The 12,517-nt window shown below is 48.8% G+C and carries 12 protein-coding genes; 1 reads left to right on the plus strand and 11 read right to left on the minus strand.

Translation table 11 applies throughout. The features are described 5' to 3' along the window. Positions 1-152: 152 nt before the first annotated feature. Entirely contained in the window at positions 153-989 is an 837-nt protein-coding gene (locus tag HXZ99_RS03235) for an EAL domain-containing protein (protein ID WP_194755819.1), read from the plus strand. Between the two features lie 3 nt (positions 990-992). On the opposite strand, the gene lysS is transcribed toward HXZ99_RS03235, so the two are convergent. The 11 genes from lysS to HXZ99_RS03290 form a co-directional block, all read right to left on the minus strand. Beyond that, a complete protein-coding gene (gene lysS / locus HXZ99_RS03240) occupies positions 993-2,510 on the minus strand; it encodes a lysine--tRNA ligase (protein ID WP_194755820.1) in 1,518 nt (505 codons plus the stop codon). A gap of 31 nt (positions 2,511-2,541) precedes the next feature. Next, positions 2,542-3,640 (minus strand): peptide chain release factor 2 gene (prfB, locus tag HXZ99_RS03245; protein WP_194755821.1). Its coding sequence is split into 2 segments (ribosomal slippage): positions 2,542-3,564 and positions 3,566-3,640, totalling 1,098 coding nucleotides; the frame shifts between segments, so codons are not numbered across the junction. Between the two features lie 133 nt (positions 3,641-3,773). After that, positions 3,774-5,492 (minus strand): single-stranded-DNA-specific exonuclease RecJ, encoded by a 1,719-nt coding sequence (gene recJ, locus HXZ99_RS03250; RefSeq protein WP_194755822.1) that lies wholly within the window; start codon positions 5,490-5,492, stop codon positions 3,774-3,776. A 29-nt stretch (positions 5,493-5,521) separates the two neighbouring features. Then, complete coding sequence (gene xerD / locus HXZ99_RS03255) at positions 5,522-6,409, minus strand: site-specific tyrosine recombinase XerD (protein ID WP_194755823.1); 888 nt, start codon at positions 6,407-6,409, stop codon at positions 5,522-5,524. Between the two features lie 69 nt (positions 6,410-6,478). Next, positions 6,479-7,306, minus strand: coding sequence for a pirin family protein (locus HXZ99_RS03260; RefSeq protein WP_194755824.1), 828 nt, complete (start codon positions 7,304-7,306; stop codon positions 6,479-6,481). Between the two features lie 19 nt (positions 7,307-7,325). Continuing rightward, entirely contained in the window at positions 7,326-8,294 is a 969-nt protein-coding gene (locus HXZ99_RS03265; protein ID WP_194755825.1) for a glutathione S-transferase family protein, read from the minus strand. 154 nt (positions 8,295-8,448) lie between these two features. Next, entirely contained in the window at positions 8,449-9,633 is a 1,185-nt protein-coding gene (gene lpxB, locus HXZ99_RS03270) for a lipid-A-disaccharide synthase (protein WP_194755826.1), read from the minus strand. Then, the gene (gene lpxA / locus HXZ99_RS03275; protein ID WP_194755827.1) at positions 9,630-10,397 is read right to left on the minus strand and encodes an acyl-ACP--UDP-N-acetylglucosamine O-acyltransferase; all 768 of its coding nucleotides are present in this window, start codon (positions 10,395-10,397) and stop codon (positions 9,630-9,632) included. Before lpxA ends, lpxB begins: the two co-directional genes overlap by 4 nt. Further along, entirely contained in the window at positions 10,398-10,853 is a 456-nt protein-coding gene (gene fabZ, locus HXZ99_RS03280) for a 3-hydroxyacyl-ACP dehydratase FabZ (protein ID WP_194755828.1), read from the minus strand. It lies immediately after the preceding gene. A 13-nt stretch (positions 10,854-10,866) separates the two neighbouring features. Beyond that, positions 10,867-11,889, minus strand: coding sequence for a UDP-3-O-(3-hydroxymyristoyl)glucosamine N-acyltransferase (gene lpxD, locus HXZ99_RS03285; RefSeq protein WP_194755829.1), 1,023 nt, complete (start codon positions 11,887-11,889; stop codon positions 10,867-10,869). A 50-nt stretch (positions 11,890-11,939) separates the two neighbouring features. Further along, the gene (locus HXZ99_RS03290; protein ID WP_194755830.1) at positions 11,940-12,446 is read right to left on the minus strand and encodes an OmpH family outer membrane protein; all 507 of its coding nucleotides are present in this window, start codon (positions 12,444-12,446) and stop codon (positions 11,940-11,942) included. Positions 12,447-12,517 lie beyond the last annotated feature (71 nt).

The raw sequence follows: 12,517 nt of genomic DNA on the forward strand, positions 1-12,517 counted from the left end.
AATCGAATTAAGGACACTTAGCACGCTTATTCGAGCCTTTGCGATATTGCGTAAATATCATTGATCGACCAAAATATCATCAACGAATACATTTATACCCCTTAAGGCGCTCACGGACTAGCCCGCAGGATCTCACAAGGACAACCCGGTATATGGCAAAAGCGATGGCGGCAAGCGCTAAAGGCATTTTTAATATGCCCTTAAATGCAGAGCACTTACGCAAAGTGCTAGATGAGCATGGCTTCGAGGTCGCGTTTCAACCTCGAGTTATTGTCACGACTGGAAGACTCACTGGCTTTGAAATCTATGCCCGCTGGAATCATGAAGAACTCGGTTATATTTCACCGATAGAGTTTATTCAGCTCGCAAAAAAGCGTGAACTCATTGATACCTTAACGCAAGAAGTGCTTAACGCGGGCTTACCGGTGTTTGCAGAGATAGCCAAACGCATCCCAAACCTATCTTTATCGGTAAATATTAGTCCCGTCTCTTTTACCCATAGCGATTTCCTGCAACGCTTGCTGGAAAGTTGCGTTGCCTTCGACTTAGCACCGTCACAAATTATTCTCGAGTTCCCTGAACTTGAGATTTACCAAAACATGGAAGTATTTGCAGAAAGCTTAATGCGTTATCAACGCGCGGGCTTTCGAATTGCGCTCGATGATTTTGGCACCGGTGAATCCAATGCATTAATGATCGAAAAATTAAAGCTCAGCGAAATCAAAATTGACGTCGCTGTCATTAAGGCCATCAAAACATCGAAAGAGGCTGAGTTTCTCGCCAAGGCAGCACTAAAACTCGCCAACCAAAGTGGCATTTTGGCCACCGCCGAAGGGGTCGAAACGGAAGAGACCATGGAGCATATTAAGTTATTAGGCTTTGATATGGCACAAGGCTATTATATTGCCCACCCTATGTCGGCTTCTGCACTTGAAGCTTGGCTGAGACAGCATTCACATACCTCAGCGCAAGCACAAGAAAAGTTCTAGGGTTTAGTCCTGCTTTTGCTGGGGGCGCATGTGCGGGAATAACAGCACATCGCGAATAGAGGCAGAATCGGTAAGCAACATCACCAAACGGTCGATGCCGATCCCCTCACCTGCCGTCGGTGGCATACCATACTCCAATGCAGTCACGTAGTCCGCATCATAAAACATAGCTTCTGCATCACCCGCTTCTTTTTGTTCCACTTGCTGACGGAACCGCTCAGCTTGATCTTCCGCGTCATTTAACTCCGAGAAGCCATTGGCTATTTCACGGCCGCCGACGAAGAACTCAAAGCGGTCAGTCACAAATGGGTCGTTGTCATTGCGACGGGCCAACGGCGATACTTCTGCAGGATAAGCGGTGATAAAGGTCGGTTGCATTAATTTATGCTCAGCCGTGGCTTCAAAAATTTCGATTTGAATTTTGCCAAGTCCCCAACTTTTGTGAACCTGCAAACCCAAGGAAAGAGCCAATGCTTCCGCTGCCGCGCGATCCTGTAGCTGTTCTGCTTTCACTTCCGGATTGTAATGCAAAATAGCTTCAACCACCGTCATACGCGTGAACGGCTGACCAAAATCAAAGGTTGCACCTTGGTAATTCACCGTGGTGCTTCCGAGCAGCTCAGTACATAAGCCCCGCACCATAGTTTCGGTCAGATCCATTAAGTCTTTATAGTCGGCATAACCCCAGTAGAACTCAAGCATGGTAAATTCAGGGTTATGGCGCGTTGATAAGCCTTCGTTACGGAAGTTACGATTGATTTCGAATACTTTTTCAAAGCCACCAACCACAAGGCGCTTCAAGTAAAGTTCCGGCGCGATCCGCAGATACAGATCCATATCTAGGGCATTGTGATGAGTAACAAAGGGACGCGCTGATGCACCACCTGGAATGGTTTGCATCATCGGCGTTTCAACTTCCAAAAACGCGCGCTCTGTTAAGAAGCGGCGAATGTAATCAACAGCGCGTGAACGCATCACAAATGTATTGCGACTCTGTTCATTCACGATGAGATCAAGATAGCGTTGGCGGTAACGGGTTTCTTGATCGGAAAGACCATGAAACTTATCTGGCAAGGGCCGCAGCGCCTTGGTGAGCAGACGAATCTCGTCAACCTGAACCGTTAATTCACCGGTGCGCGTCACAAATAAAGTGCCTGATGCACCAATAATGTCACCCAGATCCCATTTCTTAAAGCCGTCGTTATACACGCCTTCTGGCAAATTATCGCGCGCGACATACACCTGAATCTGACCACTCATATCTTGCAAGGTCGCAAAACTCGCTTTGCCCATAATGCGGCGTAACATCATACGTCCCGCAATGCTTACGCGAATGCCTTGTGCCTGCAGCGCTTCACCGTCGACATCATCAAACTCAGCATGCAACTCTGCAGCGAGATGCTCGCGACGAAAATCATTAGGAAACGCGATACCGTGCTCGCGCAATGCCGCTAATTTCTGCTTACGCTCGCGAATCTGTTGATTCAGGTCTTGAGTTTCGGGTTGCTGCTTGTCGGTCATTTTAAATCCTCTTTTCCCGTCGGGCTGTCAATTAAAGCCCAGACTTCAGGCTAGCTTCAATAAAGCGATCAAGGTCGCCATCTAGCACTGCTTGCGTATTGCGTGTTTCAACACCAGTGCGCAAATCTTTAATGCGTGAATCGTCGAGTACATAAGAACGAATTTGACTTCCCCAGCCGATATCCGATTTATTATCTTCCATCACCTGTTTCGCTTCGTTCTGTTTTTGAATTTCCATCTCGTATAACTTCGCGCGTAATTGCTTCATGGCGAAATCTTTGTTCTTGTGCTGAGAACGATCACTTTGACACTGCACTACAATTCCTGAAGGTTCGTGAGTGATACGCACAGCAGAGTCGGTTCGGTTGACGTGCTGACCACCGGCCCCAGACGCACGATAGGTATCGATACGAAGATCCGAAGGGTTGATCTCAATTTCAATATCATCATCAATTTCAGGGTATGCAAACGCCGACGCAAACGATGTATGGCGTCGATTACCCGAATCGAATGGCGATTTGCGAACGAGCCGATGTACACCAGTTTCGGTACGTAACCAGCCAAACGCATAGTCCCCTTGAAAGCGAATGGTCGCCGATTTGATACCCGCGACTTCACCTTCTGAAAGTTCCGTAATTTCAGTTTTCATACCATGGGCTTCACCCCACCGCAGGTACATACGCAGCAGCATAGAGCACCAATCTTGTGCTTCAGTTCCGCCCGAACCTGATTGCAAATCCAAATAGCAGTCGTTGGCATCATTCGGACCCGAGAACATACGACGGAACTCGAGCTTTTCCAGCGCAGTTTGCCACTGCACAAGTTCTTTCTCTGCTTCGGCAAGAATATCTTCGTCTTGCTCTTCGATAGCCATATCCAGAAAACCAGCGGCATCGTCTAACCCTCGCGCGAGATCACGAAAGGTATGCACCACTTCTTCTAACGATGCCCGTTCTTTGCCAAGCGCTTGGGCTTTCTCTGGATCATTCCATACCGCGGGGTTTTCGAGCTCACGCTCAACTTCTTCGAGACGTTCCGTTTTCGTCTCTAAGTCAAAGATACCCCCTAAGCTGCGCCATGCGCTGCTTTAGGTCATCGATTTGATAGGCAACTGCGTTGCTTTCCAGCATGCTATGATTCCTAGATCGTATCCTTCTGCGCAACCTACCGAAAACATTCCGATTGCACCAGAATAAATGTATTCAAAATGGGCGCGTATTTTAGCGGAAATTCACCTTAAACAACAGACCACTGTTCGCAATTTCAAAGCACAGATTGAATCATGAGCTGTACTGTGCGCTGACCACGAAATTCATTGATGTCAAGTTGGTAGGTGAGATGCACCTGTTCCTGCCCCTGCCACTGCCAAGGGGCTCGCTTCGCGTTAAAGGCGATGGCGTCGAAGACGTCATTCGAGCCTTGGGGTTGCACCACGAGTTTAAGATGTGCATCTTTCAACCAGCGGGCCTGCACCACTCTAAAGTCGCCATCAAACAGCGGTGCGGGAAAACCCTGTCCAAAAGGACCGGCTTGTTGCAAGCTTTCTGCCGTTTCCACATTGAGATCAGACGCAGTAAGTTCACCGTCACTCCAAATAATTTGTTCTAAGGCGTCCTTGTCGATCCAACGGGAAGCGACCACCTGAACCGCGTCATAAAAGTCGTCCCATGCGGCGGCCGGCACTGTGAGGCCAGCAGCCATCGCATGACCGCCAAAACGGCGAATGCAACCCGGCGTATGGGCCGATACTTGCTCTAAAAAGTCACGAATGTGAATTCCCGGCACAGAGCGGCACGATCCTTTTAAAAAACCTTCGTCATCGGGGGCGAAAGTCATCACAGGTCGATGTAATCGTTCCTTCAACCGGCCAGCTAAAATACCAATGACTCCCTGATGCCAATCCTGATTGCGCATAGCCACGACCGCCGGCAAGCTTTGCTCAGTCCATTGCACTTGCGCCAGTAAACGCTCCGCATCGCGCTGCATATCCTGTTCAATGGTTCGCCGTTGTCGATTTAATTCATCTAAGCGTAATGCCAACATTTGGGCCTGCTGCGGGTCTTGGCTCAATAAGCACTCAATCCCCATTTGGATATCTTCAAGACGTCCGGCCGCATTAATCCGAGGTCCTACGGTGAATCCAAGATCGCGGGCTTGCAATGACCCAGGCGCTCGCCCGGCGACATCAAGCAAGGCACGAATACCAGGAGCACATAACCCTTGGCGAATACGAGCTAATCCCTGCTGCACCAAGATTCGGTTGTTATAATCGAGAGATACCACATCAGCAACAGTGCCAACCGCTACATAATCCAAAAACTGAGCCACTTTCACCTGCGCCGCCGAGCTTTGTGGATCATGTTTACGGTAGTAAGCTCGAAGCGCAAGAAGTAAATAGAAAGCCACCCCTACGCCGGCTAGATGCTTACTTGCAAACGCGCAGTCGCGACGATTGGGATTAACCACCGCATAGGCATTTGGCAAGCTATCACTGGGTAAATGATGGTCGGTAATAATGACATCCATGCCTAAGCTGTTCGCACGCTCGACACCTTCATGACTACTCACACCGTTATCTACAGTGATGATCAGTTGCGCACCTTCACGCCGAGCCGCTTCCACTAAACTTGCAGAAAGTCCGTAACCATCGGTAAACCGATTGGGAACTAAATAAAATAGCTTAGCCGCCCCAAACGCACTGAGTCCCTGCATCAACAATGCCACACTAGTGGCGCCATCAGCATCAAAATCACCACAAATACAAATGGATTCTTGCTGCGCAATTGCCTTTGCGACGCGCTCAGCGGCGTACTCACAGTCGGTTAATTGATTAAAATGCAGCAGTCCTGTAGCGCTGAGAGATAGCTCATCCACCGAGTTCACTCCGCGACAAGCATAGATATGCCGAAGTAGTGGCGGTAAATCGGTATTTGAACGGATAGCACCCGATGGTGTGCGACGACGGACTTCAATTTTCGTCATAGTAGAACTTCAATTTCCTGTCATTGGTTCTAGCCCCGAGGGTGATGGGCTGCGTGTAATTGTTTTAAGCGTGCTTTTGCCACTTGCGTATAAATTTGTGTTGTTGAAATATCTGCATGACCAAGCAGCATTTGTAGCGCGCGTAAATCGGCCCCGTGGTTCAATAAATGCGTTGCGAACGCGTGTCTTAGTCGATGCGGCGATACATCATCCGGCAGCCCCGCTGTTCGGCTATGCTGGCGAATTCGATGCCAGAACGTTTGCCGCGTCATTTGCGTTCCGCGCGTGGATAAAAACACAACATCTACCGGTTTGACAAGTAACTCAGGGCGCCCATACCGTAAATAGCGCTCAAGTGCGTGTAAGGCTTCCTCGCCGAGAGGAACTAAACGCTCTTTATCGCCCTTCCCGATCACTCTTACTAAACCCTGTCGAACACTCAATTGATTCATTTGCAATTGCACTAACTCACTAATTCGCAGGCCCGACGCATAGAGAACTTCTAACATGGCCTTGTCGCGCAAACCTAATGCGGATTCTGAATCTGGTGCCGCGAGAAGCGCACTTACCGCTTCCTCACTTAATGATTTCGGTAAAGAGCGCGGTTGTTTCGGTGTCCGTACATGGTTGGTCGGGTCATCACTGCGAATCTGCTCATGCAACAACCAGCCGTAAAACTTACGGGCTGCGCTGAGAAAACGCGCAAGCGTTCGTGGATTGCGTCCCTGGTCATGAAGATGGCTTAAATAGCTTTCGATGTGTGACACTGCCGCCTGCTCTAAAGGAATGGCGCTTTGCTGCAACCAACGTGCAAAGTGGGTGAGATCGCTGCGATAGGCGCTTAGGGTGTGTTGACTCACACCTTGCTGCAACCATAAACGGTCTAAAAAGCGATCTAGGTGTTGCAAGGTATCCATAAAGCTCTCATTCAAAGGCACATATAAAAACGCCGCATCATGGTGCGGCGTTAGCAAACTTGGCAGAGTTTATTGCGTTAAGGTGCCATTTTGATAGTCCGTAAACGCTTGCCGCAGCTCCGCTTCATTGTTCATCACAAATGGACCGTACTGGGCAATGGGCTCTCCGATTGGTTTGGCTGCCATTAACAAAAAGTGCCCTTCCCGTTCTATGGAAAGCGGTACTTTCGCGTCAGCATCAAGTTCCATCAGTTCGCCTGCCTCGGCAGTGATACCATCAATAGTAATCGCCCCTTGGTATACATACAACAACCGCGTTTCTTGACCTTGATGGGGAAGCTCAAAAGTTGCAGATTGCGGCATGCGGAAATCCAGATACAAAAACTCCCGCCCCGGCGCTTTAACCGGTCCCGTTTGACCCGCAAACTCACCCGAAAGCACCCGTACCTTGCCACCTTCATAGGCTACTTCAGGCACGTCACCACCGGGGATATCTGCGTATTCCGGATCATCCATCTTCTCGGCTGCCGGAAGATTTAGCCACAGCTGAAAACCCCACATCATACCGTCTTTTTGCTTCGGCATTTCTGAGTGGATAATGCCTCGGGCAGCTTTCATCCATTGCAAACCGCCCGTACTAATTTCACCCTCATTGCCCGTTGAATCTTTGTGCGCCATATTGCCCGCAAGCATATATGTCAGCGTACAAAAGCCACGGTGCGGATGCGGTGGAAAGCCGGCGATATAATCGTTCGGATCATCCGATTTGAACTCATCTAACATTAATATCGGATCTTTGTGGCGAAACGCCGGTTGATTGATCACGCGACTCAGACGAACGCCAGCACCATCTTGTGCGGGCATACCGCGAACCCGATGTTTTACAATTGCACTCATGTTTTACCTCTCTCAACACTTAATTGTCACGGTTATGAGGCGCTAAAAAATCTAGCTCCGGGCCTTTGGGCACCACACCCGTTGGATTAATCATGTCATGACTTACATAGTAGTGGGTTTTAATGTGGTCCATACGGACTGTGTCAGCGACCCCAGCAACTTGATACAATTCCCGCACATAGCCCGATAAATTTGGATAATCGACGATACGTTTTAAATTACATTTGAAGTGACCGACATACACCGCATCAAATCGAACTAAGGTGGTAAACAGACGCCAATCTGCTTCGGTTATTTGCGAACCCGCTAAATAACGATGCTTCGATAACCGTTGTTCAAGTTCATCTAAGGCAGCAAAGAGTGCATCAAACGCTTCTTCATACGCCTCTTGCGTGGTTGCAAAGCCACTCTTGTAAACACCGTTATTGACGTTGTCATAGACCAGCTCGTTGATTTGATCGATGTCACTGCGCAACGCTTCCGGATAAAAGTCCAAATGATTCCCTGCAATATGATCAAATGCAGAATTAAACATCCGAATAATATCTGCAGATTCATTACTGACAATGGTGTTTCGCTTTTTGTCCCACAACACGGGAACCGTTACCCGACCGCTGTAGTTACTATCGGCACGGGTATAGATTTGATGCATAAAGTCACTATCATACAGCGGATCAGCGAGCTCACCAGCCCCGAACTCCCAGCCGTTTTCCAACATCTTCGGTGCTACCGCAGAATACGAAATGTGCGCTTCTAAGCCCTTTAACTTGCGAAAAATCAAGGTTCGGTGGGCCCAGGGGCAGGCATAGGATACAAATAAGTGATAGCGCCCAGACTCGGCTTCAAAGCCACCATCGCCGGTGGGGCCTGCTTCACCTTTGGTTGTCACCCAATTGCGAAACTGCGACTCGGATCGCTCAAAGCGGCCACCACTCTTACTGGTGTCATACCACTTGTCCTGCCATTGTCCGTCTACTAATAAACCCATAGGTCCTCCTTAATTGAATGACCATGAGTATAGCGGGAGCGATCAATCCCCCTCAAATCGGTCACTGCAATACCATTATTCACTTAGCGAATAGCGATGCTTAATAGAAGCTAAAAAATGGATAATAAGAGAAGGTGTCGGGCAAATACGGGGATTAGCGGCGAATAAGCGCTGTAACGGCCTTAGCCGCCTCTTTGCCGGCATTGCGGCGTAGCATCACATGGTGTTCGCTAAACCGATTGAGCGTGGCCGACTGGTCATTCTCGAGCAGATCTGATACCTCTTGCGCAATACGCGCTCCGGTCACCTCAGTTTGTAATAACTCAAGAACCAAGGGACCCCCTTCTAGTAAGTTTGGTAAGGAGAAATGAGGCAAACGCACAAAATGGCGTAAAATTTGGTAGTTCAACCAACCAAACCGATAACAAACAATCATCGGCCGCTTGATCAGCATGGTTTCGAGGGACACAGTTCCCGAGGCCAACATAGTCGCATCACTTGCAGCAATCACCGTTTGCGATTGTCCTAAGAAGGGATGTAACCGCAACGGCTGACCACGCTTTTCAAGCACCGCAAGAAACTGATCGCGACGCTTTTCGCTGGCAAATGCAATGAGAAACTCAAGCTCGGGCTGTTGTTGCTGTAAGCGAATCGCTGCGTCGATAAAAGGTTCCGCTAGCAATCCCACTTCACTCCCCCGACTGCCCGGCAAAATGCCAACGTAACGTTTATCCAAGGCTAAGTTGAGTTGCTCTCGAGCACTCTGATGAGACCATTGCATAGGAATCTCATCAGCTAAAGGGTGGCCAACAAACTGATACGGCACCTGGTATTTTTTATAGAAATCCTGCTCAAACGGTAAAATCCCCAAAACCAGTTCTGTGGCTTCAGCAATACCGTAAATGCGCTTAGGCCGCCACGCCCATACCGAGGGGCTCACATAATGGACGGTTGGAATGCCTGCGCGCTTAAGCTTTTTCTCGATAGGGAGATTAAAATCTGGCGCGTCAACGCCTATAAACACATCCGGTTGTCTATCCAGCATGGTTTGCACCACCTGTTTACGGGCCCGGAGTAAACTTGGAAGTTGTTTGAGAACATCGACAATACCCATCACAGAGAGGGTTTCCATCGGAAATAGCGATGCGAGACCCGCGTTCTTCATACGCTCACCGCCAACGCCCACAAACTGAATGTCTCTATGCATATCACGCAAGGCCAGCATAAGATTTGCGCCAAGGATGTCCCCCGACGCTTCACCTGCGACAATGCCAATAAGTAACGGGCGCTGATGTGCGCCCGCTGAAGAATTATTCGCTCTATCGCCGGAATCACTCATGGCCGGATAATTCCGCGCTCCGAATCGCTAATAAAGTCAACGAATCCGTTTAGGGCTGGCTCTTCAAGGGCGGTTATCGCGTCTGATGCTTCAGCAACGGTGAGGCCACTGCGATACAACAAACGGTAGGCTTTCTTGATGTTATTGATGCTGTCGGCACTAAAGCCTCGGCGCTTCAATCCTTCGCTATTTATAGTTCGCGGAACGGCATTATGGCCCTGACACATCACAAACGGCGGAATATCTTGCACCACAACGGAACTTACTGCGGCAAAGCTATGAGAGCCAATACGACAAAACTGATGCACACCGGTAAAGCCGCCTAGAATCACGAAATCGCCCATGTGCACATGGCCCGCTAATGTTGCGTTGTTAGCAAGAATATTGTTCGAACCAATCATGCAATCGTGAGCAACATGGACATACGCCATAAACAAATTGTCGTTGCCTATTTGCGTCAAACTGTTGTCTTGGATAGTACCGCGATGAATCGTGCATCCTTCACGAAACACATTGCGATCACCGACCACAAGCTCGGTCGGCTCGCCCTTATACTTCTTGTCCTGACAATCTTCGCCTATCGAGCAAAACTGAAAAATACGATTACCACGCCCTATGCGGGTTGGTCCTTTAATCACGACGTGAGAATGGATAACACAGTCATCGCCAATATCCACATCGGGGCCCACGTAGGTCCATGGGCCAATGCTTACGTTTTTTCCAATCCGAGCTTTAGGATCAATTATCGCGGATGCATGAATCAATTAAGTTGTCCTTCTTGCACACATAATATCGGCTTCACAAGCGAGCTTACCGTCCACCTCTGCACGGCCTTTAAACTTCCAGATGCCACGCTTTTCTTTAACAAATTCTACATGAAAATCAACGCGGTCGCCTGGAATAACTTGACGCTTAAAGCGCGCGTTATCAATTCCTGCAAACAAGTATATTTCGTCTTCCGCTACGTTTTCCATCATTTTAAAGCCAAGCAAGCCAGTTGCCTGAGCCATGGCTTCAAGTAGCAATACGCCCGGGAAAATAGGATTTCCAGGGAAATGCCCCATAAATACCGGCTCATTCATGGTAATGTTCTTAATCGCATGTAATGACGTATTCGGAACGTATGAAATAACCCGATCAATTAAAGCAAAGGGATAGCGGTGGGGTAAGATTTTCTGAATTTCCTGGATATCAAATCCCGGTTGAGCATTCTCGTTCAAAGGAGTTCCTCCGTTAATCGTTCGGTTTATCTAATTTGCGTTCTAGCGCCCGAACACGTAGGAATAACTCCGGTAACTGACGTACTCGTGCCCCGGACTTCGCCCAAGTCACTTGATCAACGACAGGCAATCCAGAGGCGTACACGCCTTTACCGGGCAAATCCTTGGTGACCATCGTCATACCATGGATCTGCGCACCATCACCAATAGTAATGTGCCCGTTAATCGCAGTTGCACCGCCAATCAAACAATAACGCCCAATTTTTGCACTTCCCGCAATTCCGGTGTGCCCTGCTATCGCAGTGCCTTCACCGATATGTACGTTATGCGCAATCAAACAGAGGTTATCAATAATGCAGTTTGAACTAATGACAGTGTCGTCCAGTGCGCCTCGATCAATGGTGGTGTTCGCGCCGATTTCTACATCGTCGCCAATCACTACTCGACCGAGCTGAGGGATTTTAACCCATTTTCCGTTATCACTGGCCCAACCAAAGCCATCGGCACCAATCACAGCCCCTGAATGAATTGTACAGCGCTCGCCAATTTGCACGCGATGATACACCTGCACACTTGGCCACAAACGCGTTCCAGCACCGATTTTGGCTTCCTCACCGACATAGCAATTGGCCCCAATAATTGCGCCATCACCAATCACTGCGCTGTCCGCAATCACCGCGCCCGGCCCGATGCTCACATCGTTGCCAAGGATAACCGTTTCCGCCACGGAAGCTCTCGCATCGATACGCGGTTTGGGTACGGGGGTTGTGTCAAACGCTTGCGCAGCACGCGCATAAGCAAGGTAGGGATTGTTGGTAATCAACGCATTTTTAATCAGTGACGGGTCATCATGTTCGGCTTTTAAAATCACCGCGCCAGCTTGCGTATTTTGTAGCAGGTTTCTGTACTTGTCATTAGCAAGAAAGCCGACCTGATCAGGGCCGGCATTTGCCAGTGTGGCTAAACTTGAGACGGAAGTATCGCCATTGCCGCGTACCTCCGCCCCAATTAGCATCGCTAATTCACTGAGCGTCATTCGATATCCTTTACGTTCAAGATAAACTCAAATCAACAACGAATTGAGGTTTAGTCTAGCAGACGCTCGAGAATTTGATCAGACACGTCCATCGACTCGCGAGAAAAAGGCACGCGGTTATAGTCGAGGATTAGATCATAGCCATTTGCTTCTGCATAGGCTTCAATCGCTGTGTAGATCTTTTGCAATAAGCGATTACGTTCTTCTGTTTCACGCATCTGAATGTACTGATTGAGCTGCTCATTGCTACGCTGCAAACCCATCGCGCGAGCGCGCAGTTCCTGGTTTGCTTCATTCAACTGCTCTTCAGTCATAATAGACTCATCGCGCGCTACCCGCTCACGCAAGGCCTCAAACTCTTCTTCTAGCTGCGATAAACGTTGAATCGGCTCTGCAAACTCTTCACTAATAGCGGCGGATACTTCTTCAAGCTCCGGCATGTTTTGTAAAACTTTATTGATGTTCACAGTACCAATTTTCATGTCTGCTGCGTGCGCAGGCATGGCACTGAATACCAAAGCGAACAAAACGATTACACTTGTAAATACTGCTTTCAAAGGACTATCCTCATTTCTCTAAGTGACTTAACTTGCCCAACGTTCTTATTCGGTTAGCTTAAATCGGCTAA

It is taken from the genome of Aliidiomarina indica, from assembly GCF_015354615.1.
In the GTDB taxonomy this organism is placed as follows: Bacteria; Pseudomonadota; Gammaproteobacteria; order Enterobacterales; family Alteromonadaceae; genus Aliidiomarina; species Aliidiomarina indica.